A 24,170-nucleotide genomic window follows, 5' to 3' on the forward strand; every position below is an offset into this window, starting at 1 on the left:
GGCGGTACCCGCGCCAGTGCGTGACCGCGGGGTGCAAGCCGGCACTTCAGTTGCCGTACAGATGCAGCGCCCGGCCGGTCACGGTGGCCACATCGCCGCTGAGCCCGGCGATGGGCGGGCCGCCACGCTGATGGATGACGTTCGCGAGAACGATCACATAGGTGTCCGAGCCCGGGTCGATCCACAGCGTCACGCCGGTGAACCCGGTGTGCCCGAAGCTGCCGATCGGAAAGATCAACCCGCGCGGCCGGGAGTGCGGCGTATCGATGTCCCAGCCGAAGCCTCGGAGATCCTGGCCGCTGATCGCCGGGTAGTTCGCGGCCAGCAGTGGATCGATCGTATTGGGCGTGGTTGCATTCGCTTGTTGCGCAGCGGCGTTCGCGGCCGCGACCTGTGTGCCTTCGTGCCCGGGTTGCTGGGGAGTCGTCATCAACTCCAGGGTCGATCGCCGCAGCGGAAACGGGCTCGGGCGCCCCGCGAGCCGATCGAGTAACGCCTGGGCGTACCTGCCGATATCGCCGGCGGTCGAGAACACTCCAGCGCTGCCGGCCACCCCTCCCATGCGCCGCGCCGTCGGGTCCTGCACGGCGCCGCGCAGCAGTTGGTCGTAGTCGGGGTTGATCCCGGGGGTGTCTTCGTCATGTGCCGTCGGAGCGATGCTGGCCAACAGGTCGGTGCTCCAGCTGCCCGCCGGGCACTCGCCGTCCGGGGATGCGCTCGCGTCCCATGCGATGGCAGTACCGCGGATCTGGTGGGGTCCACAGGCTTTGGCGGCGGGAAGGTAACGGGTGTCGGTCATGCCCAGCGGAGCAAAGATGTTGTCCTGCACGTAGGTGTCCAACGGTTGGCCGGTCACCGTCTCGACCAGCGTGCCCAGGATGATGAAGCCGATGTCCGAGTAGTGGAATATCTCGCCGGGGCCGAATTCCAGCGGTGCGGTCAGTGCGCGCTGAACACCGCCGGCCTTGTCGGCCTCGCTCAGGCCCCACGGGCCCTGGTGGCTCAGATCGCCCCCGATGCCCGAGGTGTGGGTGAGCAGCATGCGTAATGTCACCTGGGCGCGTCGGGGGTCGCCTGCCTCGTTGAACTCCGGCAGGTAGGTCTGCACCGGTTCGTCGATCTCGACCCGGCCCTGTTCGTACAGCTGCAAGACGGCGACGGCCGTCGCGAGGCACTTCGTCAACGACGCGATGTCGAAGATCGTGTCCTCGGTCATCGGTTCGGCCGGCGAGGGCGAGCCGTCGAGCCCGGGTTCGCCGTCGAGTTTGCGCGCGCCGAAGGCCCGGCTGAAGGCGATCGTGCCGGCGTGCCCGATCCGGACCACCGCACCCGGCAGTCGGGGAACCGCGATCGCGTCGTTCATCAGCGCAGAAACCGGCGCGACCAGCTCCTCGCGAGGTAGGTGGGGCACATCCTCACGAGCTGTGACGGGCACCGTGGCGGACGGAATGCCGGCCGGCGGTGGCGGGGGCGCCGGGTGGCTACACGACGGGGCCGTCGCCAGCGCGAACGCGACGACTCCCACGGCGCAGGACCGGGTGATGCGCGATCTCGACACTGTCACAGCATCGACGGTAACGAGCTGTCAGGAGTGCCACGACCGACGCGCTAGCCGTCCGCCGGGAACCAGAAGTCGAGGGTGTCCTCGACCCCGCTCCAGGGGATGCCCATCCAGTCGCCGAAGAAGTTCTCGATGTTGCCGAAGGCGCTGTAGAAGAAGGCCACCACCGAGTAGAACAGGCCTTCCCACCAGCCGCTGTCGACCAGCCCGTGCGGCCACGCGTTGAGCCAGGCACCGAACTGGTCGAAATCACCGGCGATGTCGATGTCGGTGATCATCCCGTCGGTGGTCGCCACGTGGTCGGCCACCTGGTCGGGCGTGAGACCCAGATACATCATGTGCTCGTAGAACAAACCCAACTCGGAGGTGGACGTCGGGTCGGTGACCGGGTCGCCGGGGATCGTGTAGTCGGTTACCGCGAACGCGTCGTTCGGGGTCTGGACGCCGTTGAGCAGGGCGGTGTCGAAGAAGTCGGGAGATGAGCCGCCACCCGTATCCGGCGACGCGGTGTCCGCCCCGACCGGATTGCCGATGAACACGAAATGCAGCACATTCGGATCGACGCCGTCGTGGGCCAGCTGGGCCATGGCGATCGAACCGGCTGTGGCGCCCTGCGACCACCCGAACACAAACAGCGGGTTCTCGGCGTCGTAGGCGTCCGGGTTTGCGTTGAGCTCGGCGTGCACCGCCCGCACGATCTCGGCTGCGCCGACGAAACTGCTGTGGCCCTGCTGGATGAGGGCCGGAGTCGACAGGATCCGCAGCGGCGCGTCGCACACGTCGGCGCCGACCACGCACGAGGCCGGGTCGTCGCCGCCGTCGAAGCCCAAGGGTTGCAGGAAGAGGTCGGCCGCGGTCTGGGCGAATGTCGGCGACGGCGTCGACAAGATCGTCGGGCCGACGAAGAACGCCGTGCCGGCAAGCAGGCTCACGTCGATCTGCGTGGCGTGTGCCGCCGGAGCGGCGTACACGCCGCCTGCCACGGTGCCGGCGATCGCGATCGGGGCGAAGGCCTTGGTCAGTATCACGGGAGTTCCTCCACCACCGGCCTACCGGCTATCGGAAACTAAAAATTACCTGAGGGCGATCATGGCAGGCGCGCTCGGCGGAAGTCAATGGACGGTCAGCGAGAATGGTGCTGGCCAGCGGGCACACCGCGGCATCTTCATTGACTCTCCTCCCACGAGAATGGCATTATCAGCTCTTCCAGTTCGGTCGACCCAGCTCTTACATAAGCCCTAGGTGTGTCGGAATGAACGTAACCAAAGCTTTCGCTCCCATCGCCGCTGCCAGCGTCATCGCCGCCGGCGTCGCCGGAACTCCGGCCATCCACACGACGCTCGCACGTTTCACCCTGCTGTCCGACACCGCGATCTTCGTCGGCGGAACCATGCTGCCGACGCCGTCAGCGACGTTCGCTCAGACCGCAGCCGACCTGTTCCTGCAGCCACTGGGATTCGACGCCGGAGACGATCCGACGGTGTGCGTGATCGGCGTCGGCGACTGCGATTCCCCGTTGCAGGTGCTGACCACCCCGCAGCTCATCCTGCAGGGCCACAGCAGTTTCGTCGGGGCGGCCGAGATCGTCCGCGCCGTACACGCCGAACTCGATGCCAACCCGAGCGCCTACGACGCCGATAACCCGCTGTGGGTGTTCGGTTACTCGCAGGGCGCCACGGCCGGTTCGATCGCCATGGCGCAGCTGGCCCACGACGGCGTCGACCCGCAGGCGCTGCACTTCGTGTTCATCGGCGACCCGTCCGATGCGAACGGCTCCTGGCCGAATAACACGAGCGACACACTCTGGGACCGGCTCTTCGACATGCCGATACTGAACGGCAACCAGACCCCCAACGACGCGTTCCCGACAACCATCTACACCTTCCCGGGTGATCCCGTCGCCGACGCCAGCTCCAACTCCGTGCTTGGCCTGTTCTACGAGCACGTCATGTATCTGGGGCTCACCCCGGATCAGGTCGCCGACCACACCGGGACCGACGACGGCATGATCACCAACATCGACATCTCCGGTGACATCGACCAATTCAGTACCTGGCTCAACGCGTTCGGCAACGGATTGCTCGACAGCGCCGGGTTTGACGCCCTGTTCAATTCGATTGTGGCCTTTGTCTACAACGCGTTCGGCAACATCGAGAGCTTCTTCACCGACTGGATGGGCATCGACTGGGGTGGGGTCGAAGACACGCTTGACTACTGGTTCCCGGCGGCCTGAGCGATCCGGGCCGGGCGCTCCCGCCCGGCCGGGCGCGTTCGATGCGTTTGACGCCTCGACGAAGCGGTAATCCCAGGTGTTCGGGCCGGCGATGTGGACGCCGACCTTGACGGCTTAGGGGACCGGTCCATGGGCTTCGACCTCACGCCGACGGCGGCTCAGCACGACCTTGCCCGTCGCATCCACCAATTCGCCGAGTCGGTGATCCGGCCGGTCGCACTCGACTACGACCAGCGCCAAGACTTCCCCTGGCCGGTCCTGGAGGAGGCCGCCGTGCAGGGCTTCTACAGCCCGTTGTTCTACCGCGACCTGATCGGCGACTCGACGGGGCTGTCGTTGCCGATGTTCATGGAAGAGCTGTTCTGGGGCTGCGCCGGCATCGGGCTCGCGATCGTGATGCCGGCGTTGGCGCTGTCGGCGATCGGGCAGGCCGCCACCGCCGAACAGATGCTGCAGTGGGCACCGGAATGTTTCGGTACGCCGGGCGATCTCAAACTCGCGGCCCTGGCGATCTCCGAGCCCGAAGGCGGCAGCGACGTCCGTAACCTGCGCACCACCGCCCGCCGCGACGGCGACGACTGGATCATCGACGGCCACAAGATGTGGATCGGCAACGGCGGCATCGCCAACGTGCACGTGGTCAACGCCGTCGTGGACCCGGAACTGGGCCACCGCGGTCAGGCGCTGTTCATCGTGCCCGGCGGCATCCCGGGCCTGGAATTGGTCCGCAAACTCGACAAGCTGGGCTGCCGGGCGTCCCACACCGCCGAACTGCGGTTCGACGGGGTCCGCGTCCCGGCGGACAATCTGCTCGGCGGTCAGGACAAGCTCGACCACAAACTCGCCAAAGCCCGCGAAGTCCTTTCCGGCGCCGCGCCATCCGGTTCGGCAACACTGGGCACCTTCGAACAGACCCGGCCGATGGTCGCCGCCCAGGCGATCGGCATCGCCCGCGCCGCACTGGAATACGCGACCGACTACGCCACCCGCCGGGAGGCCTTCGGCGGCCCGATCATCGACAACCAGGGCATCGCGTTCCCGCTGGCCGAGCTGGCCACCGCGATCGACGCCGCGCGGCTGCTGACCTGGCGGGCGTCGTGGATGGCGGCCAGCGGGATCGCGTTCAGCCGCGGCGAGGGATCGATGGCCAAGCTGGCCGCCAGCGAGGTGGCGGTGCGAGTCACCGAGCGAGCCGTGCAGACCCTGGGCGGATGGGGCTACATCACCGACCACCCGGTGGAGAAGTGGTACCGAGACGCCAAGCTGTACACCATCTTCGAAGGCACCAGCGAGATTCAGCGGATGGTGATCGCCCAGGCGCTGGGCGCCGCGGTCGGCACTCCGCCACTGCACGTCGAGATCGAGCCGTCCGGCGGACCGCTGAACCGGATGTTCGGTCGCGGCACGCCGCTGCGCACCCGGGCAGCCGCCCGAGCGCTGGCAATGCAGGACCGCGTCCCCGCGCCGGTGCTGCGGGCAGCCATGAAAATACTGCGGCCACCGAAATAACCGATCATCAGCGCGCGCCCGAGGGCATCGGCCGAAACACCTGCAACGCGCGGTAGCACACGGTGAACTCCGCCTCCGTGCACGCGTTGTCGACTTCCCCGTCGCACGCGATCGGGACCGGACCCTCGGTGCTGGTGAACCGGAATTGCGGAACCCGAAGCTCGTGATAAAGCCGGCTGCGCTGCAGCCGCCCGGTCAGCAGGGCCGCGAGGATCCGCAGCGTGGACCACGGCCGGCCGGCTTCCAGGATCCGCACGTCCAACAGCCCGTCGTCCATCCGGTGCCGTACGGCCGGAGCGAAACCGGCCGGCAGATACTCCGAGTTGCCGAGGAAGAACAGCGACGTCTGCAGGGTCTTGCCGTCGTAGGAGATGCGCACCGGCCGTTCCCGGCGCAGCGTCATCAACATGGCGTAGGCGCTGGCCAGCGGCTTGCCGAGCTTGTGCTCCAACCGCTCCCGACGGCGAACGAACGTCGGGTAAGCGCCGATGCTGGCCGTGTTGACCACGGTCGTCTCATCGTTGAACCGCACCACGTCCACCCGCGACAGGCTGCCTTCGGCAATGGCCCGGACGGTTTTCGCGGTGGCGTCGCAGCCGATGTCCTTGGCGAAGTGATTCAGCGTGCCGCCGGGAAACACCGCCAGCGGCAGACCGCGTTCCACCGCGACGCCGGCCGCCGCTGCCACCGACCCGTCACCGCCGGCGATCGCGAGCACCTCAGCGGAGTCGGCCGCCCGGCGCAGGGCTTCGGCCACGTCGTCGTCGGGGCCGAGTTCGACGACGGCGACGGCCGGCAGCGCGTGGCGCACCTGCTCGGCGACCTCACCGGCGCTCCCGCCGCCGGACCGGGTGTTGACCACCAATGTCACGCCGGCGCCGTCGGGACGCGCGGGGCAGGCGACCCGCAGGGCGGTGGTGTGCGGCGGCGGCGGGGACGCGATCGGCGGTACCAGTCGGGCCCCGAACACCGCGATCGAGGCACCGATACCCAGCCCGGCGAGCACATCGCCGGGGTAGTGGGCGCCGGTGGCGACCCGGGACAGGCCGACCAGACCGGCCAGCCCGGCAACGGGCAGGCCCAGCAGGGGGCTCTCCAATCCCACCCCGGTGGCGAAGGCTGCCGCGCTGGCGGAGTGGCCGGACGGCAACGAGTTCGACAGCGGCAGCCGGTGAGCGCGGCGTAGCAGGGGTACCAGCATGATGTCGGGGCGCGCGCGGGGCCGGATCCGCTTGACCAGCTGGTTGGTCACCAGGCTGGTGACCGCCAGGCTGACCACTCCGCGCGCGGCGGCGCGCTGGGCCGCCGGGCGGCCGGTCATGGCCATGGCCGCCGCCAGCGCAAGCCAGAGTTTCGAGTGGTCGGCGGCGCGGGTCAGTGCCGGCATCGTGGTGTCGAGCAGCCGGCTGGGGGAGTGCGCAATCGCCGTGAACACCTCGGCGTCGAGCTTGCCGAGGCCTTCGGTGATGCGAACGAACCCGGTACGTCGGCGCCGCAATGGCGTCATCACCTGCCCACCTCCGTCCATCCGGCGCCACTGCAGGTGCCGTGCGGTAGCCCTATACCCGTTTACCGGCGGGGAAACGCACAGCCGGCAACGTCGGCACGGCTTTCGCAGCCGGACCGCCTTGTTGACGCCGACGAAGCCGTGCGGCTAACTTAGGGGCGATCGCGGCATGGCCGTCCACCTGCGCAGACCGCGCGGCGCGGCCGTCGCCCAGAAACTCACCACAGATTGGAACAGAACTATGGCGTCAGCGGCCCTGGGAGTCTGGACGTGCGTCGCGTGCGTCGTGCTATTGACCCTGGCACTGTTTTTGTCGACAGGCGCCTAGTCAATCCCGCGACGTCGGGTCCCCGAACTTCGCCGCGCGCCGCGTGAGTCGGCCAGCAGGTCGCGCAGCTGGCGGCGGCCGCGGTTGATCCTTGAACTCACCGTTCCTTGCCGGATGTCCAGCATCGCGGCGATCTCCTTGTAGGAATATCCCACGATGTCGGCAAAGTAGACGGCCACCCGAAACTGCTCCGGTAGGTCTTCCATCGCCGCCTTTATCTGCGGGTCCGGTAGTAGGTCGAGCGCCAAATCTTCGGCTGACCGTAACGCCGCCGGCCGGCCGGCGGCACTGACCAGTCGTCGCCCGGTGATCACCTCTGCCGAAACGTGCACGGGTTGGCGCTTTTTCTTTCGGTAGTCACCGATATAGGTGTTGATCATGATCCGGAACAGCCATGCCTTGAGGTTGGTCCCCGGCAGGAATGAGTTCAGGCCCGCGTAGGCTTTGATTGCCGTCTCCTGCAGCAGATCCTCCGCATCGGCATGGTTGGAGGTCATCCGAAAAGCATGCCGGTAGAGCAGATCAAACAGTGGGACCACATCGCGTTCAAACTCCGCGCCGACCACCGGAGCCGTTCTGGTATCTCCGCATCCAGCAGCGTCCGGTTCCCGTACTGCCGGCTCCGGTTGACACAGTGAATTTCCGGTCAACTCGTCGCCTCCCTGATAGCGATCGGCGGGTCGGCCGCCGGTTGCGGTTGCACACTGACGAGTTCGAGCCCCAGATCCCGGACCCGGTCGAGAAGACCGAACAGCTGTGACTGGTCGCGGATTTCGCCAAAGAATCCCGTCTCCGTCGCACCGGACTCCAGTTGCATCCCTTCGAACGCCGACCCGAGTCGCTCCGAGACGCGACCCCGGACGCAGATCCGGTACCTCGTAGGCTCCATCGGTCTCTCCGATCCTCATCTGCTCGCCAGCATTCACCGCTGCGGGGTGAGCGGTCATCACCCGGCAGGTCAATTCACCTGGGTGAGCTTCAGGCGCGCCCCCGGCGGGAGGCTTCAGCCGTGCCGCCGGGCGACGATGCCCCGCCGAGTACCGCGTAGGCCGCGGCCGCGCTCGCTGCGGAGAAGACGCTGTAGCTGAGCGGGGCCTCGAAGCCGGCCGACAGCGCCATAGCCGTTCCAAATATGGTGAGCACCAAACACGTTGCTCCACCGACGAGTTGCGGCCAGGCGCCGGCCAGGAGCAGCAGGCCCAGGATCGCTTCGGTGAACGTGGCAGCCCACGCGATGACGGTCAATAGCGATCCGGAGGCGAAGGGGACAAGCTCATGCGTGTAGTCGGTGAAAGGGCCCATGCTTCCCCAATTGCCTTGCCCGAACAGCTCCCAAAGGCCGAATCTGTCGGCGACGGCAGACAGAAAGGCCGCCGCGAGTGACACGCGCAGTGCCAGCCGGACAACTCCGATCGAATCGGGTCTATGCACGTGCACTCGCAACGAAGTTCCACCCCCGGCGCGGTCACTCATCTTTGCGTCGAGTCGTCCGTGGTGAGCGGGCGGTCGCCGGTATCGACCAGAAAGACCGCGAGCAATTCCGCGGGTTCGGTGGCGCTGGCGTTCTCGCTGACGGTGTGGTGCGCCCCGGGCGATTCACTCCACGTCTCGCCGGCCTGATAAACGTGAGCGGGTTCGCCCTCGAGTTGACTCCGGACCGCGCCGGAGATCACGTAAGCCATGATGAACGCCGATCCCGCGTGGTGGTGACCCGCACTCTTCGCCCCGGGCGGATAGCTGACCGTCACTGCTTCGAGCGATTTGCCCGCAACGTTGGTGGGGCGATCGAAAACCGTGCGCACCACGGGTTGTTCCTCTGGGCTCTGCGGAGCCGGGTCGGCCCGAGTCACCGGCGTGACCAGCGTGCCGGCGATCAGGACGGCAAGTCCGACTGTTCGGCCCATTGTGCTGCCGACTCGCATCACAGTCACGATCAGGTTCCTTTTCAGTCTTGGACGACGCGCAGGATGGTCTTGCCGTGGATGCGCTTTTCGGGCGCGAATGCGGCGGGGGTTTCGGTGAGTGGCAGCACGGCACCCACCACCGGTGTGAGGCGCCCATCGCGTACCCGCGCGGCGAGGTCTGAAAGCCTGGCGCGATCGGCTTCGACAAGGAAGAAGATGGCCCGCCCGTCCTTCGGCCGGGTCTCGGGCGGTTCGGCGATGGTGACGAGCGTTCCGCCGGCGCGAACCAGAGCGGCCGAGCGGGCGAGGATCTCTCCGCCGATCACGTCGAACACCACGTCGACTTCGCCGGCGTCGTCGAGGTTTTCGTTCTCCAAGTCGAGAAAGTCATGGGCGCCGAGCGAAAGCGCCCGCTCGCGATCCGCGGTACGGCCGGTGCCGATGACGTGTGCGCCCACCTCGCGAGCGAGTTGCACCGCAACCGACCCAACGCCCCCCGCGGCGCCATGGACCAGGACTGTTTGCCCCGCCGCCAGACGGCCGTGATCGAACAGGCCCTGCCAGGCGGCCAATCCGGAGATCGGCAGGGCCGCTGCCACGGTGTGGTCGATGTCGACCGGCAGCGGCGCGAGGTTACGGGCTTCGACAGCGGTGTACTCCGCGAGTGATCCGTTGCGGGCCCAGTCGGTGAGGCCGAATACCCGTTGGCCTATGCCCAAGCCGGTGGTCCCGTAGCCCAACTCGACCACGACACCGGACAGTTCATGGCCTGGAATGCTCGGTGTCCGGTCACGACCGGCGCGGTCGGTCCAGGTGTGCGGCCACTCGAGCTCACCGGGGGTGAAACCCGCGGCGTGTACCCGCACGATGACCTCGCTGTCGGCCGCCTCGGGATAGGGCATGTCGGTCAGCGTCAATCCGGCAACGCCGGCGTCGCGGTCCTTCACAGTGATGGCTTGCATGGCAGATCCTCCCTGAAGTTGTTGACCTTGAACGACTCGTCGACGTTGATGGCTCGGCATCGCTTGTGCCGCCGCGGCTGCTGTGGTCAAGCCGCTCGCCTGGACACCTGATGCGGCTACCTGCGTTCGCCATCTGTCGAGCCAGCATTTACCGGTGCGGGGTGAGTCGTCATCACCCCGCGGTGTGGTTCACCCGGGTGAATTCGAGGGCGTCAGCGGGCGGGCCCGGCGGTCAGGGCCGGTTGCACACCCGGGCGGTCGCGGCACAGCGCCGCGACGTCGCAAGGCACCGGGCGGTACCCGGCAGGCGGATTGGTTATCCAGAGCGCAGCGCACAACGCGCCGAGGCCGAACAGCGCGGCGCTCGCCTCCAACACGTGGGCGAACCCGGCGGCGCTCACCGTACCCGCACCGATCAGGCCCATGGATGCGACCGCCATCAGCGCCGCCAGTCGTGAGACGGCGTTGTTGATCGCCGACGCCAAACCGCCGTATTCGGCCGGCACCGAGGCCAGCGCCACCGAGGTCAGCGGCGTGATGGTCGCGACAAGCCCGGCCGCCAGCACGATCATCCCGGGAAGCAGGTCGGTGATTGCGTGAAATCCAGCGGCTTTCGGATGAATCAGCAATAGCCCGATGCCCGCCAAGGTCGGGCCGCCGATCAGAAACACCCGAGGACCCACCCGCTCGGCGACAAGGCCGACATGACGGGCGAACACGAAGGACAGTGCCGGGATCGGCAGAGTGGCAACGCCGGTCGCGGTGGCTGAGTACCCGCCGATCTCTTGGGTGTACAGGACGATGGCAAGCGAGCCCAGGACCAACGCCCCGTAGACAAACGCGGTGGCGAGGTTGGTGGCAGCGAAGTTGCGAAAGGCGAACAGCGGCAAGGGAAGCATCGGAGAAGCGCTGCGCCGTTGTCCCTTCACAAAACCGGCCAGCGCCGCAATCCCGATTACCGATGGTGTGACGACCATCGGGTCGGTCCATCCGTAGTGCTGCGATTCGATGAGCGCATACACGATCGCCGCCAGTCCCAGCGCCGACAGGCACATCCCGGCGATGTCGATACGGGCGCCCGGAACCCGCCCCGGCATCGGGCAGAGCCAGAACGTCAGCGCATAGCCGATCGCCACGGGGGCCGCTGACAACACGAAAATCCAACGCCAGCCCAGGAGATCAACGGCCATTCCGCCCAGCAGGGGCCCCAGCGCAAAGGCGGTTCCCGTCCATCCGGTCCATACCCCGATCGCCTCAGACTGGCGCGCTTTGTCAAACACCGTGTCGATCAGGGCCAGCGAGCCCGGAACCAGGAACGCCGCTCCCAACCCCTGAATCAGGCGCGCGGTGATCAGCATCGCCGGTGAAGCAGCGGCGGCAGCCATCACCAAGCCCGCCCCGAAAGCCAACAGCCCGAACCGTATTACCGGAACACGTCCGAACACATCCGAGATCGACCCGCCGGGCAGAATCGCCGCCGCCATCGTCAGCAGGTACCCGTCGATGATCCATTGCTGCAGAGCCAGGCCGCCACCGATATCACGCTCGATGGCCGGTAAGGCCAGGTTGATCACGGTGGAGTCGAGGAACGCGACCATGGACACCAACACTGCGACCGTCATCGCACGGCTGGTGGGTGCCGAGTCACGCAACGTGCTCATCAGTGCCGTCTCTTCTCAGGCCTTCCGTCGCCGGCGGGTCGGTGGTTCGACCGCCGGCCGCTCAGGGCAGCTTCCACCTACGCGGCGTGCGTCGTCATCACCCCGACACCTGATTCACCCGGGTGAGTTGCCGAGCGTCGCCGTCGGGATTTGCTGCGAGTGGGGCGGGGGGTGCGCCTACACTGACTGCCAGCGCCGGCGACGACGAGAACAGGGGACGACACCCCGGGTATCGCCGGTGTCCGCACCGGGGGATGTCGCAGAACCAGCGTGCGGGGGCCGGTAGAGAACAACGGGGCTGTCGAGATGCCGCCCACGAACGGTGCCGCAATGCCGGTCTTGCGGTCTTGCCCTTGGGTTCAACGGATTCGAGGAGTTCGGACGTGACCGACCCAACCGAACACAACGACGGCGATCCCGGAGAAGCCGCCCGAGCAGTCCTGCTCGACACCAAAGTGCATGTCCCGACCGCGGGGTCGCGGTTGGTCCACCGGGCTGCGCTGCTCGGTGCGCTGTCGGCAGGACACCGCCGTAAGCTCACGTTGTTGAGTGCGCCGGCAGGCTGGGGCAAGACGACATTGCTCGCCCAGTGGGCCGCGGAGGCGGGCAGGAACCAGCGGTTCGGCTGGCTGTCGCTTGATCCCTCCGACAACGACCCGGTGTGGTTCTGGATGTACGTGGTCGCCGCGCTGCAGAAGATCAGTTCCGACGTCGGGACTCGTGCGGTCGAACTCCTGGCGATGGGCGCCGATGCCGTTCAGGTCGTCCTGCCCACCCTGCTGAACGATCTGGAGGCGGTCCCTGACCCGATCGTGCTCATTCTCGACGATTACCACCTGGTGTCGAACCGAGCGGTTCACGAGCAGTTGTCCTTCGTCATCAGCCGGATGCCGGCGAATCTCCAGCTGGTAGTGGCCTCCCGATCCGACCCGAATCTGCCGTTGGCTCGACTGAGGGCCAGCGGCGATCTCGCCGAGGTGCGGGCCGACGATCTGCGGTTCGGGGCTGCCGAGGCGAACCATCTACTCAACGAGATGCTCGGGCTGGACCTGCCCGACGCCGATATCCACCTGCTGCACCGGCGCACGGAAGGCTGGGTTGCCGGACTCTACCTTGCCGCACTCTCACTTGTCGGGCGCGCTGATTCCGCCGCGTTCATCAAGAACTTCGCCGGCGATAACCGGCATATCGTCGACTATCTGATGGCCGAGGTGCTCGAGGGTCAGCCTCCGCAACTGCGCAGCTTTCTGCTCCGCACCTCGGTCCTGGGACGCCTCAGCGGTGCACTGTGCGACGCGATCCTGCAGACGTCGGGTTCGGCCTCGGTCCTGGAGAAGATCGAGCGCGAGAACTTGTTTGTGGTGCCGTTGGACATGTCGCGTTGCTGGTATCGCTATCACCAGCTGTTCGGAGATTTGCTGCGGGCGGAGTTGCATCGCCTTGAACCCGATCTCGTCGCCGACTTGCACCGGCGCGCCGCGAACTGGTTCGAGACCGAGGGCCTCGTCGATGAAGCGGTGCGGCACCTGGTCGCTGCCGGCGAGATCACCCGCGGCGCGGATTTGATCGCCGACGACTGGGTCAATGAGTTCAACGGGGGCGGGCTTTCGACCGTCGCCGGCTGGCTCGATCTGCTTCCCGACGGGACGGTCCTACAGGACCCGCGGCTGAGCGTGGCCCGGGCCTGGCTTGCCCTGAGCACGGGTCACCTCGACGACGGCGCCGAGTGGATCGACGCGGTAGAGGCCGCGGCCTCGGCCGATGACGGCGCCCTCAGCGCTCAAGTCGTGGTGCTACGGGCGGTTCACGCGTTCAAGGCGGCTGACGTCACGGCCGCGCTCGAAGGGGCTCGCCGGGCGATCGAACTGGATCTCGGCGACGCCCCGCTGGCCCGACCAAGCGCTCACAGCATCTATGGGTCCGCGCTGTACTTTTCGGGTAGCACTGACGAAGCGCAGGCGGCTTTCCGACTGGCAGCGCAGGTTTCCGAGAAGGCGGGTGATCGTCGTGCCCGTAGCTACTCATTGGGCTATTCGGCGCTGATCTCGGCCGAAGACGGTCAGCCCGCTGATGCCGAACGTCAGATCCGCCGCGCTTCCGGCAGCGCTCGGGACCTGGCGGACGGGGAGCACCTGGTCGACGCGATGGTCTCACTTGCCGTGGCCCGCCTGCTAGCCATGCGCGGTGACGGGACGGCCGCGGTAACCGCCGCCGATATGGCACTCCTGTCGGCCCGCCAGGGCGGGGCGGCCCTCGAGGTGGCTAAAGCGCTGCTGGTCAAAGCGGAGGTCTTCGAGTATCTCGGCGACCACCAGTCCGCGAAAGTCATCCTCCAAGAGGCCCGCACGCTGGTGCGCGGTTGCACCGATGCCGGCACAGCGTCGGCCGCGCTCGCTTCGGCCGAGCGGAGGGCGGGACTCGCGGTGAGCTCCCGTAACGCGGGCTGCGCGGTCGGTGAGGAGCTGACCCCCAAGGAACTCGAGGTCCTTCGCCTGCTCGCCACCCGGCTGTCGCGGCGGGAGATCGGTGTGCGGCTCTACATCTCGCTCAATACGGTCAAGACCCACCAGCGTGCCGTGTATCGCAAGCTCGGCGTCGAGCGCCGCGGCGCGGCGGTCAGTCGAGCGCGCGAGCTCGGTCTGTTGTAGTTCGCCGGTCTGACCACCGCCAGGTGCCGATGCTCATCTCAATCACCCGGGCGAACGGACCGCGGGGGTGATGACGACTCACCCCGTCCGGCGGCACCCTCATAGCGGAGAGCCGAGTGCGCGGCGGCGCCAACACGCAAGGGCCTCGCGGTTGCGGATATGGAGGTAGCGCCGATGGATATGTCTGAGTTCGACGACGTGCAGGCTCATCTGCTCGAACCGGAGGAAAGCACGGATTCGGAACAGACGGGCATCGACCTGGACGAAGGCTACTCACCCCCGGAACGCCCGCGTGAACTTCAGGCCTGGGGACTCACCGCCCGGGAAGCGCGAACCCATGAAAGCCTGGCGCGCCGACTTGCCCGTGAGCTGCCCGAGGTGACCGACCAGTGGGACGGCGATGGCATCGGTGATAGCGCCGACAGCGATGGCGAGGCGATCGACGACCAGGTCGGCGACATGCGGGCAGGCCGGCTCGTCTCCTTCGACTTCGACCCGACGGACCCGGCTGCGGAGTACCTCGCCCACGACGTCGGCATTGACGGCGGAGCCGCCTCGGCGGAAGAGGCCGCCATGCACATCGTTTCCGACGAGGATGTCCGCGGCTGGGGGTGGGAGCTGCAATGACCTGGCAACCGTGCGTGTTCGGAGAAGGCGCAACCACGAATCTGCCTACTCGTCGGCACCTCACCCGGGTGAATTCCGAGCAGGGATGAGGACAACTCACCCGTCGTGCACCGATGGTGGGTAGCACCTTTACACGCAGAATGGAGATCCGATGTCACACGAGGGGGCCACGCCACTGTTGATTGGCACGCCCATACAAGATCAACCGACCCGTGTGGCCGCATACATCGCGCGGTACGGACTGGTCGCAGTGCTCGCCTGGTTCGGTGCGATGAAGTTCACTTCGTATGAAGCCCAGGGTATTTCACATTGGGTGGCCAATAGCCCGCTCATGAGTTGGATGTACCACGTCATCTCGGTCGACGCCTTCGGCCGGCTGAACGGGTCCGTAGAGCTGATCACCGCCACCCTGCTGGCCCTCAAGCCGTGGTTGCCGAAGGCCGCGGTGGTGGGCGGCATATTCGCGTCGCTGTTCTTCGTGACCACGCTGAGCTTCATGATCACCACGCCCGGCACCGGTGAGGCGTCTGCCGGTGGTTTCCCCGTTCTGTCTGCCGACGGTGAGTTCCTGATGAAGGACATCGCACTCCTCGGCTTAGCGTTGTGGCTGCTGGCGGACGCCATAGAGGCAACCCGAGCGCAGAGATGACATCGCCATCCCGTGACCATTACGACCTGATCGTCCTCGGCGCAGGCTCCGGCGGATCACCGAGCCGGCGCGAAACGTCCACACCCATCCCCACGCTGGGCGAAGGGCTGCAGGAATGCTTTCACGCCCTGGCCGGGGATGCGATCAACTTGTAGGCGGCCTCGGTAGCCGAATGGCGGCTGCGAAGTCACCGATCAACCGAATCAGGGGAAGGCTCATCATGAAGATCGTAGTTATCGGCGGCCATGGGCTGATCGGCTCGAAGGTGGTGTCCACGCTCAGCGGACAGCGACACGACGTGATCGCCGCGTCACGTCGCACAGGAGTGGACACCCTCTCCGGTGAGGGCCTGGCCGACGTCGTCTCCGGCGCCGATGTATTGGTGGACGTGGCCGATTCACCATTGTTCGACGACGAGCCGGTGATGCACTTCTTCACGACCGCGACCGCCAATCTCCTCGCTGCCGAGCGGGAAGCAGGAGTCGGACACCACGTCGCATTGTCTGTGGTCGGTGCGGAGGTCATGCCCGACAGTGGATACAACACGGCAAAGGCGGCCCAGGAGAAGCTGATCAAGGAGTCGGGCCGGCCCTATTCGATCGTGCGGGCGACACCGTTCTATGAGTTCGCGGTCGCCTTGGCCGATTCCGCGACGGATGGCGAGATCGTCCTGTTGCCGCCGGCGGTGTTTCGGCCGATCGCCGCCGACGACGTCGCTACCGCCGTGGCCCGCGCCGCCGTTGCGCGTCCGAGCAACGCGGTGAGCGAGATCGCCGGGCCCGACAAGATCGCCATGGACGACTTTGCGCGCAAGGGCCTTGCTGTCATCGGTGATCGGCGCCGGGTCGTCGCCGACGCCCGGGCACCGTACTTCGGGGCGGTGATCGACGATCACAGTCTCGCCCCCGATGAGCACGCCACCATCTTCAGCACCCGATACTCCGACTGGCTCGACGCACGCGCCGACCACAGCGCTTAGGGCCGATCACCCGGGTGAACGCGGCGCCGGGGTGATGACACGTCACCCGGATCGGCGGCAATCTCGAGTAGCGCCCGTTTTGGGCCGACTCGAATTCGGATAACGACGGCCCGACACGCCGGCTGTCAGATGAGATCAGGATAGGAAGGCCGGACATGCATTTCGAGGCTAAGAAAGTCGTTGTCGTCGGGGGCAGTTCGGGAATGGGCCGGCAGGTCGCGAACGACGTTGTCGACCACGGCGGCAGCGCGGTGATCATCGGACGCTCCGAGACCCGGGTCGGTGAGACCGTCGCCGCGCTGACCGGCCGGCGCGGGGTGGTCCGCGGGATTACCGCCGAGCTCACGGATCGCGCTGCGGTCGCCGACGTGCAGCGTGTGCTCTCCGAAGAGCACAGTGACGCGACACTTCTCGTCAATGCGGCAGGATTCTTCATCCCGAAACCATTTCTCACCTACGACTCGCAGGTCTACGACTCCTACATGGAGCTCAACCACGCACTGTTCTTCCTCACCCAGACCGTCGTTGCCGGCATGGTCGCCAAGGGCGAGGGCGGCTCCATCGTCAATATCGGCAGCATGTGGGCGCACCAGGCAATCGGAGTGACGCCGTCGTCGGTGTACTCGATGCAAAAAGCGGGGCTGCATGCGCTCACCCATAACCTCGCTATCGAGTTGGCCGAGCACAACATTCGTGTCAACGCGGTGGCACCGGCCGTCGTCAAGACGCCACTCTACGAAAAGTTCCTACCCAAGGACGAGATCGACGCCACCCTGGCGACATTCGCTCCGCTGCACCCACTGGGGCGAGTGGGCACCCCCGTCGACGTCGCCAACGCCGTCACCTATCTGCTCTCCGACCAAGCCAGCTGGGTGACCGGCGCGATTCTCAACGTCGATGGCGGCATCATGGCGGGCCGCAATTAGCCGGCCGATCGGCCGAGCACCCAACCAAGGAGGAACTGTGTCACACGACTACACCAAGAAACCTGCCGCACTCGAGGCGCTGAACCCCAAGCAGTACTACGTCACCCAGGAGAACGGGACCGAGCGGGCATTCTCCGGGGAGTACTGGGCCAACAGGGAGCCCGGTATCTACGTGGACGTCGTCTCCGGTGAGCCGCTGTTCGCCTCACTCGACAAGTTCGACAGCGGCACCGGCTGGCCCAGCTTCACCAGGCCCATCGACGCGAACAACGTCGTGGAAAAAGTCGACCGGAGCCACTTGGTGGAGCGAATCGAGGTGCGTTCCACTCGGGCCGACAGCCACTTGGGCCACGTATTCACCGACGGACCGGGCGAAACCGGTTTGCGCTACTGCATCAATTCGGCAGCCCTGCGGTTCATCCACCGTGATGACCTTGCCGCCGATGGCTACGGGCAGTACCTGAGCCTGTTCGGCGAACCGACTCCGGCGTCAAGTGACGCGGTAGAGGCCGGGGAGCAGCAGAAATGACCGCCCGCGACGAGGTGGCCATCTTGGCCGGGGGGTGCTTCTGGGGCATGCAGGACCTGATCCGCAAGCAGCCCGGGGTGGTCTCCACCCGGGTCGGCTACACCGGGGGCCGGAATGCGCACCCGACCTACCGCAACCATCCCGGCCATGCCGAGGCGATCGAGATCACCTTCCGGCCGGACCAGACCGACTACCGGAGCCTGCTGGAGTTCTTCTTCCAGATCCACGACCCGACGACCAGGAACCGCCAGGGCAACGACGTCGGCGCCAGCTATCGCTCGGCGATCTTCTACCTCGATGAGGAGCAGAAGCGGATCGCGCTGGAAACCATCGGCGATGTCGACAGGTCGGGACGGTGGCCGGGCGAGGTGGTCACCGAAGTCACTCCAGCCGGGGAGTTCTGGGAGGCAGAGCCCGAACACCAGGACTACCTGCAGCGCTACCCCGCGGGTTATACGTGTCACTACGTGCGACCGGACTGGAAGCTGCCCCGCAGCAGTGACTCCACGGTGACGCCGGCCAGCTGAGACCGGGGACGACGGCCGGCCCGGCGATCACCCCGGGTACCGCCGCTTCACTGATGGAAGTTCCACTGCCCGCAGTCCTGGGCCAGCACGTCGTTGACGTCGACCTCGATCCCGCCGACCACCGGCCCCGGGGTCGACGCGGTGCTCACGATGCGCTGGAAGAGGACCGCTCCGGGAAATCGCTGCCCGCGCGACCAGGAGCGGGTCTGCCAGGCCCAGCGGTGCCCGGGGGTGCGTGAGTTTCCGATGACACCGTCGGCTGCAGCCCACTGGCAGACGTTGACGCCCCCGTAGACCCCGGTGCGCTGCACCCCGATCACCGAGTTGATGCCGCGAAACCACTGCAGTGCAACGTTGTTCCAAGTATCACGGTTGATGTCGTCGTCGACACTGAAGAAGATCGGCGCATTGCGGCCGCCCCCGGCTGCGGTGTGCAGATTCCAGGCGGTCTGCGCATCGGAGACGCCGCCGGCGTAGCCGCGGGTGAAGTCCGATGGCGCTGTGCCACCCGGCTTGCCGTACTGGTAGTTGCTGACGATCACCAGTCCCGCGGCGGTCAGCGACTCGGCATAGGGGCGGGTGATCGGTTTGGCGCCGAAGTTCGAGCCGGGACGTGACGTCGAGACGTAGTTGATCACCCCGGCATGGCCGGCGGCCCGGATGTCCTGCGCCGGGATCTGGCGCATGGCGTAGTCGATCAGCGTCGGCGCGGCGGCCGAGGCGGTCGGCGTGCCGGCAGCGGATGCGGCGCCCACCCCGGCCAGCGCCGCGGCGGATGCGTACCGCAGCACATCGCGCCGGGAAACCGGGTGTGACAGGCGACGAGTCACCGGAGGGTCCTGCATCGCCCGATGTTAACAATGTGGCTACTGTTAATCATGTTGCCCACGCCGGGGAAGCGACACCGTTACGATGCGGCGATGTCGACACGCACTCGAGGGCGGGCTGTGGCCGGCTGGTGTCTGGTCGCGGTCTGGTTCGCCGCGACTGTGACAGCGGCCCTGAGCGCCGGCTCGCCGATACAGACTGTGGCCGAAGCGGTTTACGGTGCCGCGCTGGCAGCGTTCGTCGTGCTGCACACCCTGACGCTGTACCGGCCGGTCGGGGCCATCGGTTATTTCGCTGTTGCGGTGACCGTGGCATTCGGCTTCGAGGCGTGCAGTGTCGCAACCGGTTTCCCCTTCGGCTCCTACGTTCATCACTTCGAAGGACCGCGCGCGCTCGGGGTTCCGTTCACGGTCGTGTTCGGCTGGGTGGTGCTGGCCTGGCTGGCATGGGTTCTGGCCCGGGTGATCGTGGGCGAGAACCGCGGCCACCGGGCCTTCGTGGTCGTGACTCCCATCGTCGCCACGCTCATCCTCGGCGGATATGACCTGGTGATCGACCCGATCGCGGCCTACGCCCGCGGCCTGTATTCCTACGGGTCGCCCAGTGGCGCCCTCGGCGTTCCCTTGAGTAACTACTTCGGGTGGCTGTTCACCGGATGGGTGATGTTCCAGCTGTTCTCGTTGGTGGAACGGCGGTGGCGGCGGGAGTCCGTTGCCTCGCCCCGATCGACACTGCTGATGCCGGTCGTCATCTGGTTCGGACTCGCGCTGCAGGTCAACCTTGAGATGCTTCGCGTCGGTGATGCCACGGCGACGCTGCAGGGCGGCAGGGTCATTCCGCTGTCTGACATCTACGCGACCTGCTGCGCGATGTCATGGTTCACGATGGGCCTCGTCGTGGCGATCAGCGTGGCGCGGCTGTATCCGGGCAGTGCCGACGACTGAGACGACCCGCCCTTGACATAAGTCAAGCGGTTGACTTAACTCAGATGACGACGCCGGTTCCCGGTCGGCAGTCCGTCGAGGAGGCTCATGTCGTCGCCGCCTGAGGCCACCGCCCAGTCCGATTTCAGTGGTCCCCTTCGCGGGTCGGGCAGCCCGCTGGAACGGGGCACGCTCGGCGCCCTCGATGAGCTGCTACAGGTGCTCACGCCGCAGCCGGTCGGCGCCGACCGATTCCGGGCCGGCAACGAAGCGGTCCGCTTCGGCCGGATCTTCGGCGGCCAACTCGTCGCCCAGGCGATGGCGGCGGCCGCGGCCACCGTCGCCGAGCTCATCCCGCATTCGATCCACGCGTCGTTCCTGCGTCTCGGTGACTTCACCGCACCCCTGGACATCATTGTCGAGCGCACCCGCGACGGGCGCTCGATGTCGGTGCGCCACGTCGTCATCGAACAAGACGGCAATGCGCTGGTGACAGCGACGGTGTCCTTCGACGCCAACGCCGCGAGTGCCGACGTCCATACCGCGGCGGGCCCGGCCACACCACCGGAATCCGTTCCGCTGCTGCAGCACTGGGCGCAGTACGCCCGGGCTGGACTGGCCGGTCCGGGACGGACCTGGATCGACCGGCCGCCCCCGCTGGAGATGCGCATCGGTGAAGCGCCCATCTTCCTCGGTGGTGCACAGGCGCCCGGGCAGCGCACTCACTGGATTCGCTTGCCGCGCACGGTCGACGCCGGTCCGCAGGAGCACGCCGCGCTGCTGGCCTACGCCAGCGACTACCTGCTGGTGGACATGGCCTTGCGCTCCCACCCGCAACGTGTCGGCTATGCCACGCACCGGGGGCTGACCCTCGACCACACCATCTGGCTGCACCGCCCGGTGCAGTTCGACCGGTGGCATTGCTACACCCTGCAGACGGTTGCCGTCGGCGGGCATCGCGCCCTGGTGCAGGGAACGATCGTCGACGCCGCCGGCCGGCACGTGGCCAGCACCGCCCAAGAAGTGCTCGTCCGGCCGACGACGAATTCGACCGCGCCTGCCAGGATTCACCGAAAGGATCAACACCAGTGAGTAGCACCATCGAAACCGCCCCGGCGGTTGAGACCGGCGGGATGATCCCGGTCTTCAACCCCTCGACCGCGGAGCAGATCGCCGAGCCATCTGGACCGAGAACCTCAGCCGCGCCCATCGGGTCGCGAACCAGCTTCGCGGCGGCCAGATCTGGGTGAACTGCGCACTCGCCGCCGACCCGTCCATGCCGATCTGCGGGCACAAGCAATCCGGCTGGGGCGGGGAACGCGGCCGCAAGGGGCCTGGAGGCCTACTTCAACACCAAGTCGGTCTCCATCAGCCTCTGACCGGTTGGTCGAGACAACACTCGGAGGTGGTTCGTGGCATTGCCGAAGGATGCGTCGGCTCTTGACGGTCGAGTAGCCGTCATCACCGGCGGGGGCGCCGGCATCGGCCGCGGCATAGCCGAGACTTTCGCGGAATTCGGTGCCCGGGTCGTGATCTGGGAGAAAGACCCTCAGACCGCGCAGAGCACGGCCGCCGCGGTCGGGGGACTTGCCTGTGTCATCGATGTCCGCGATGCCGATCAGGTCGATACGGCGCTCGCCAGAACCGTGGCCGAGGTGGGGCTGCCGACGGTTCTGGTCAACAACGCTGGCGGGGCGTTCTCGGCCCCGCTGCTGGACACCGCCCCAAAGGGGTGGGACACCCTGATCCGTTCCAACCTCACCCATGTCCTGCTCTGCACGCAGCGCGTCGCCCAGACACTGGTGCAGCACCGCGCGCCCGGGAGCATCATCAACATCGCCAGCATCGAGGGCGCCCGCGCTGCGCCCGGCTACGCCGCCTACGCAGCGGCCAAGGCGGGCGTCATCAACTTCACCAAAACGGCCGCACTGGAACTCGCTCCGCACGGCATCCGGGTCAACTGCCTGGCACCGGATCTCACGCTCACCGAAGGCATCGAGCGCATCGGCTCGACCGAGATGCTGGCCAACGCCGAACGGATGATCCCGATGGGCCGTACCGGTCATGTGGACGAGATGGCCGGAGCCGCGGTGTTTCTGGCTGGCGGGCTGAGCACCTACGTCACCGGGCAGACGCTTCACGTCGACGGCGGAACGCACGCAGCGGGCGGGTGGTATCACCACCCGGACGGCAGCGGCTACATACTCGGACCGCCGCGGTCGACCACCACCTAGCCGCCCACCCTTTCAGGGCCGAAAGGATCCCGTATGCGTTTCGCCTTCACCTACCCGATCATCACGCATCCATGCGACCCGGAACTGGTATCCCCGCAGGGTGTGACCGCCGTCGCGCGGGCCGCCGAAGCCGCGGGGTTCGACGCCATGGGCTTCACCGACCACCCGGCGCCGACGCAGCGATGGCTCGACGCCGGCGGCCACGACAGTCTGGACCCCTTCGTGGCGATGGGGTTCGCAGCCGCGCACACCCGCACGCTTCGGTTCATTCCGAACATCGTCGTCCTTCCCTACCGCAACCCGTTCGTGGTGGCGAAAGCGGGCGCGACCCTGGACCTGCTGTCCGGCGGCAGGTTCACCCTGGCGGTCGGCGTGGGCTATCTCAAGGGCGAATTCGCGGCCCTGGGCGTCGATTTCGATGAACGCACCGAGCTGGTCGAGGAGGGTCTGGACGTCATCCGAGCCATCTGGACCGGCGACGACGTCTCGTTTCAGGGCAGGCACTTCCGGGCCAGGGGGATCACCGCCCACCCACGCCCGGCCACCAGCCCGCATCCACCGATCTGGATCGGCGGAAACACCGGCAAGGCGCGGCAACGGGTCGCCACCCGCGGCGACGGGTGGGCGCCCTTCGCGGCGCCGGCGGCCCTGGCCGGCACCGCGCGCACCGCCGCCATGGACTCCGTCGACGCGTTGGCCGCAGGCATTCAGGATCTGCGACGGCGCTGCGAGGAGGCGGGCCGGGAATGGGCGGCCATCGACATCTGCTTCTCCAACCTTGCCGGGGGCCGCCCCGGCGACGACGACTTCAATGCACACGCCTACCTGGACGGCCTGGGCCGTCTTGCCGATGTGGGGGTCACCTGGGTCCAGGTCGCCGTCCCCGGCGACGGCCTCAGCCAGGCGATCGAGGCGATAGAGCACTTCGGCGAATCGGTGATCCAGCAGGCGTAGCGCCCCGCTGTCAGGCCCGCCGTGCCGACGATAGTGTGGCGTCATGACCGTGCCGGAGATCATCCGCAGTGTGCCGCTGGCCGAGGAGATCCTCGAGTCGCACCGCCACCGAGCCGGCGGTGACGACATCGGTTGGGACGCCTACAAAGCCCACGTGTACCGGATCTTCAATTTCGCCCGCGCACTGACACCGGACGCCCCCGACCGTGACGAGAAACTCGCGATCGCCGCGGCATTTCACGATCTGGCAGCGTTCGACACGATCGACTATCTGGTGCCGTCGATCGAAGCGCAGGACGCGTGGCTGCAGGAGACCGGCCGCGACGCGTGGTCGGACGAGTTGGCGCTCGTCGTCGCCCAGCACCATCGGCTGGCCGGCTACCGCCCATCTCGCCCCTATGCGCCGCTGGTCGAAGCCGTTCGCCGTGCCGACCTGGTCGACGTGAGCCAGGGCCTGATCCGGTTCGGCCTTCCGCGGTCCTATGTCACCGAGGTGCGCGGCGCCTTCGACGCCGGCGTCTTCTTCAGGCGGGTGATCCCCTCGGGTGTCGTGCGCGCAGTCCGCCGGTTGCAGCAGCCCGGTTTCCTTCGTCCCGGCAACGCCCTGGCCCGCTCGGGGCATGCCGGACAAGACCGCTGACGGCGGCTACCCTTCTCCTTGTGACGCGATCGGTCGCCCGC

The 24,170-nt window shown here is 67.1% G+C and carries 24 protein-coding genes and 1 pseudogene; 16 read left to right on the forward strand and 9 right to left on the reverse strand.

What is annotated here, in order from left to right; genetic code table 11:
* Window positions 1-46 precede the first annotated feature (46 nt).
* Both G6N23_RS20445 and G6N23_RS20450 read right to left on the reverse strand, forming a co-directional pair.
* Window positions 47-1,564 (reverse strand): serine hydrolase domain-containing protein, encoded by a 1,518-nt coding sequence (locus G6N23_RS20445; RefSeq protein WP_173675053.1) that lies wholly within the window; start codon window positions 1,562-1,564, stop codon window positions 47-49.
* Window positions 1,565-1,608: 44 nt separating this feature from the next.
* Window positions 1,609-2,589: a PE-PPE domain-containing protein gene (locus G6N23_RS20450; protein WP_165758683.1), complete on the reverse strand. Its 981-nt coding sequence runs from the start codon at window positions 2,587-2,589 to the stop codon at window positions 1,609-1,611.
* 224 nt (window positions 2,590-2,813) lie between these two features.
* On the opposite strand from G6N23_RS20450, the gene G6N23_RS20455 reads away from it, so the two are divergent.
* Window positions 2,814-3,794, forward strand: coding sequence for a PE-PPE domain-containing protein (locus tag G6N23_RS20455; protein ID WP_085260149.1), 981 nt, complete (start codon window positions 2,814-2,816; stop codon window positions 3,792-3,794).
* A 129-nt stretch (window positions 3,795-3,923) separates the two neighbouring features.
* A complete protein-coding gene (locus G6N23_RS20460) occupies window positions 3,924-5,303 on the forward strand; it encodes an acyl-CoA dehydrogenase family protein (RefSeq protein ID WP_085260148.1) in 1,380 nt (459 codons plus the stop codon).
* 7 nt (window positions 5,304-5,310) lie between these two features.
* On the opposite strand, the gene G6N23_RS20465 is transcribed toward G6N23_RS20460, so the two are convergent.
* The 6 genes from G6N23_RS20465 to G6N23_RS20490 form a co-directional block, all read right to left on the reverse strand.
* Window positions 5,311-6,810, reverse strand: coding sequence for a bifunctional phosphatase PAP2/diacylglycerol kinase family protein (locus tag G6N23_RS20465; RefSeq protein WP_085260195.1), 1,500 nt, complete (start codon window positions 6,808-6,810; stop codon window positions 5,311-5,313).
* 324 nt (window positions 6,811-7,134) lie between these two features.
* On the reverse strand, window positions 7,135-7,788 hold the full coding sequence (locus G6N23_RS20470; RefSeq protein WP_372508889.1) for a sigma-70 family RNA polymerase sigma factor: 654 nt from the start codon (window positions 7,786-7,788) through the stop codon (window positions 7,135-7,137).
* Window positions 7,789-8,116: 328 nt separating this feature from the next.
* Complete coding sequence (locus G6N23_RS20475; RefSeq protein WP_085260193.1) at window positions 8,117-8,569, reverse strand: hypothetical protein; 453 nt, start codon at window positions 8,567-8,569, stop codon at window positions 8,117-8,119.
* A gap of 38 nt (window positions 8,570-8,607) precedes the next feature.
* The gene (locus G6N23_RS20480) at window positions 8,608-9,042 is read right to left on the reverse strand and encodes a cupin domain-containing protein (RefSeq protein WP_085260146.1); all 435 of its coding nucleotides are present in this window, start codon (window positions 9,040-9,042) and stop codon (window positions 8,608-8,610) included.
* A gap of 41 nt (window positions 9,043-9,083) precedes the next feature.
* The gene (locus tag G6N23_RS20485) at window positions 9,084-10,004 is read right to left on the reverse strand and encodes an NADP-dependent oxidoreductase (RefSeq protein WP_085260145.1); all 921 of its coding nucleotides are present in this window, start codon (window positions 10,002-10,004) and stop codon (window positions 9,084-9,086) included.
* 212 nt (window positions 10,005-10,216) lie between these two features.
* The gene (locus G6N23_RS20490; RefSeq protein WP_085260144.1) at window positions 10,217-11,665 is read right to left on the reverse strand and encodes an MFS transporter; all 1,449 of its coding nucleotides are present in this window, start codon (window positions 11,663-11,665) and stop codon (window positions 10,217-10,219) included.
* 671 nt (window positions 11,666-12,336) lie between these two features.
* Here G6N23_RS20490 and G6N23_RS20495 point away from each other — a divergent pair.
* From G6N23_RS20495 to msrA, 8 genes are all read left to right on the forward strand, one after another.
* Window positions 12,337-14,313 carry a winged helix-turn-helix domain-containing protein gene (locus tag G6N23_RS20495; RefSeq protein ID WP_234808548.1) on the forward strand — a complete coding sequence of 659 codons (1,977 nt, stop codon included), beginning with the start codon at window positions 12,337-12,339 and terminating at the stop codon, window positions 14,311-14,313.
* Between the two features lie 159 nt (window positions 14,314-14,472).
* Window positions 14,473-14,940, forward strand: a complete 468-nt coding sequence (locus G6N23_RS20500) for a DUF5709 domain-containing protein (RefSeq protein ID WP_085260142.1) — start codon at window positions 14,473-14,475, stop codon at window positions 14,938-14,940.
* A 151-nt stretch (window positions 14,941-15,091) separates the two neighbouring features.
* Window positions 15,092-15,589 carry a YkgB family protein gene (locus G6N23_RS20505; RefSeq protein ID WP_085260141.1) on the forward strand — a complete coding sequence of 166 codons (498 nt, stop codon included), beginning with the start codon at window positions 15,092-15,094 and terminating at the stop codon, window positions 15,587-15,589.
* The gene (locus G6N23_RS20510) at window positions 15,586-15,744 is read left to right on the forward strand and encodes a hypothetical protein (RefSeq protein WP_157997557.1); all 159 of its coding nucleotides are present in this window, start codon (window positions 15,586-15,588) and stop codon (window positions 15,742-15,744) included. The genes G6N23_RS20505 and G6N23_RS20510 overlap by 4 nt, the downstream gene beginning before the upstream one ends.
* A gap of 65 nt (window positions 15,745-15,809) precedes the next feature.
* Window positions 15,810-16,568 carry an SDR family oxidoreductase gene (locus tag G6N23_RS20515; RefSeq protein WP_085260140.1) on the forward strand — a complete coding sequence of 253 codons (759 nt, stop codon included), beginning with the start codon at window positions 15,810-15,812 and terminating at the stop codon, window positions 16,566-16,568.
* Window positions 16,569-16,723: 155 nt separating this feature from the next.
* Complete coding sequence (locus G6N23_RS20520) at window positions 16,724-17,494, forward strand: SDR family NAD(P)-dependent oxidoreductase (RefSeq protein WP_085260139.1); 771 nt, start codon at window positions 16,724-16,726, stop codon at window positions 17,492-17,494.
* 37 nt (window positions 17,495-17,531) lie between these two features.
* The gene (msrB, locus tag G6N23_RS20525) at window positions 17,532-18,023 is read left to right on the forward strand and encodes a peptide-methionine (R)-S-oxide reductase MsrB (RefSeq protein ID WP_085260138.1); all 492 of its coding nucleotides are present in this window, start codon (window positions 17,532-17,534) and stop codon (window positions 18,021-18,023) included.
* Window positions 18,020-18,550 (forward strand): peptide-methionine (S)-S-oxide reductase MsrA, encoded by a 531-nt coding sequence (gene msrA, locus G6N23_RS20530; RefSeq protein WP_085260137.1) that lies wholly within the window; start codon window positions 18,020-18,022, stop codon window positions 18,548-18,550. The genes msrB and msrA overlap by 4 nt, the downstream gene beginning before the upstream one ends.
* Before the next feature lie 47 nt (window positions 18,551-18,597).
* On the opposite strand, the gene G6N23_RS20535 is transcribed toward msrA, so the two are convergent.
* Window positions 18,598-19,395 (reverse strand): DUF1906 domain-containing protein, encoded by a 798-nt coding sequence (locus G6N23_RS20535; protein ID WP_085260136.1) that lies wholly within the window; start codon window positions 19,393-19,395, stop codon window positions 18,598-18,600.
* A gap of 75 nt (window positions 19,396-19,470) precedes the next feature.
* Here G6N23_RS20535 and G6N23_RS20540 point away from each other — a divergent pair, with 75 nt between their 5' ends.
* The 6 genes and pseudogenes from G6N23_RS20540 (at window position 19,471) to G6N23_RS20565 (ending at window position 24,129) form a co-directional block, all read left to right on the forward strand.
* Window positions 19,471-20,322: a carotenoid biosynthesis protein gene (locus tag G6N23_RS20540; RefSeq protein ID WP_095174087.1), complete on the forward strand. Its 852-nt coding sequence runs from the start codon at window positions 19,471-19,473 to the stop codon at window positions 20,320-20,322.
* Between the two features lie 87 nt (window positions 20,323-20,409).
* Window positions 20,410-21,393, forward strand: a complete 984-nt coding sequence (locus G6N23_RS20545; protein WP_085260134.1) for an acyl-CoA thioesterase — start codon at window positions 20,410-20,412, stop codon at window positions 21,391-21,393.
* Between the two features lie 85 nt (window positions 21,394-21,478).
* A pseudogene (locus tag G6N23_RS20550) lies at window positions 21,479-21,680 on the forward strand (aldehyde dehydrogenase family protein); the annotation flags it as partial.
* Between the two features lie 33 nt (window positions 21,681-21,713).
* Window positions 21,714-22,535, forward strand: coding sequence for an SDR family NAD(P)-dependent oxidoreductase (locus G6N23_RS20555; RefSeq protein ID WP_085260133.1), 822 nt, complete (start codon window positions 21,714-21,716; stop codon window positions 22,533-22,535).
* Between the two features lie 33 nt (window positions 22,536-22,568).
* Complete coding sequence (locus G6N23_RS20560; protein ID WP_085260132.1) at window positions 22,569-23,489, forward strand: LLM class F420-dependent oxidoreductase; 921 nt, start codon at window positions 22,569-22,571, stop codon at window positions 23,487-23,489.
* 43 nt (window positions 23,490-23,532) lie between these two features.
* On the forward strand, window positions 23,533-24,129 hold the full coding sequence (locus G6N23_RS20565; RefSeq protein WP_085260131.1) for an HD family phosphohydrolase: 597 nt from the start codon (window positions 23,533-23,535) through the stop codon (window positions 24,127-24,129).
* The last annotated feature ends 41 nt before the right edge of the window (window positions 24,130-24,170 follow it).

The organism is Mycolicibacter terrae, from assembly GCF_010727125.1.
In the GTDB taxonomy this organism is placed as follows: Bacteria; Actinomycetota; Actinomycetes; order Mycobacteriales; family Mycobacteriaceae; genus Mycobacterium; species Mycobacterium terrae.

Coding starts and splice junctions, on each gene's coding strand:
- G6N23_RS20455 (WP_085260149.1), top strand. CDS start 2,814: ATGAACGTAACCAAAGCTTTCGCTCCCATCGCCGCTGCCAGCGTCATC.
- G6N23_RS20460 (WP_085260148.1), top strand. CDS start 3,924: ATGGGCTTCGACCTCACGCCGACGGCGGCTCAGCACGACCTTGCCCGT.
- G6N23_RS20465 (WP_085260195.1), bottom strand. CDS start 6,810: ATGACGCCATTGCGGCGCCGACGTACCGGGTTCGTTCGCATCACCGAA.
- G6N23_RS20480 (WP_085260146.1), bottom strand. CDS start 9,042: ATGGGCCGAACAGTCGGACTTGCCGTCCTGATCGCCGGCACGCTGGTC.
- G6N23_RS20485 (WP_085260145.1), bottom strand. CDS start 10,004: ATGCAAGCCATCACTGTGAAGGACCGCGACGCCGGCGTTGCCGGATTG.
- G6N23_RS20490 (WP_085260144.1), bottom strand. CDS start 11,665: ATGAGCACGTTGCGTGACTCGGCACCCACCAGCCGTGCGATGACGGTC.
- G6N23_RS20495 (WP_234808548.1), top strand. CDS start 12,337: ATGTACGTGGTCGCCGCGCTGCAGAAGATCAGTTCCGACGTCGGGACT.
- G6N23_RS20500 (WP_085260142.1), top strand. CDS start 14,473: ATGGAGGTAGCGCCGATGGATATGTCTGAGTTCGACGACGTGCAGGCT.
- G6N23_RS20505 (WP_085260141.1), top strand. CDS start 15,092: ATGTCACACGAGGGGGCCACGCCACTGTTGATTGGCACGCCCATACAA.
- G6N23_RS20510 (WP_157997557.1), top strand. CDS start 15,586: ATGACATCGCCATCCCGTGACCATTACGACCTGATCGTCCTCGGCGCA.
- G6N23_RS20515 (WP_085260140.1), top strand. CDS start 15,810: ATGAAGATCGTAGTTATCGGCGGCCATGGGCTGATCGGCTCGAAGGTG.
- G6N23_RS20520 (WP_085260139.1), top strand. CDS start 16,724: ATGCATTTCGAGGCTAAGAAAGTCGTTGTCGTCGGGGGCAGTTCGGGA.
- msrA (WP_085260137.1), top strand. CDS start 18,020: ATGACCGCCCGCGACGAGGTGGCCATCTTGGCCGGGGGGTGCTTCTGG.
- G6N23_RS20535 (WP_085260136.1), bottom strand. CDS start 19,395: ATGCAGGACCCTCCGGTGACTCGTCGCCTGTCACACCCGGTTTCCCGG.
- G6N23_RS20540 (WP_095174087.1), top strand. CDS start 19,471: ATGTCGACACGCACTCGAGGGCGGGCTGTGGCCGGCTGGTGTCTGGTC.
- G6N23_RS20545 (WP_085260134.1), top strand. CDS start 20,410: ATGTCGTCGCCGCCTGAGGCCACCGCCCAGTCCGATTTCAGTGGTCCC.
- G6N23_RS20560 (WP_085260132.1), top strand. CDS start 22,569: ATGCGTTTCGCCTTCACCTACCCGATCATCACGCATCCATGCGACCCG.
- G6N23_RS20565 (WP_085260131.1), top strand. CDS start 23,533: ATGACCGTGCCGGAGATCATCCGCAGTGTGCCGCTGGCCGAGGAGATC.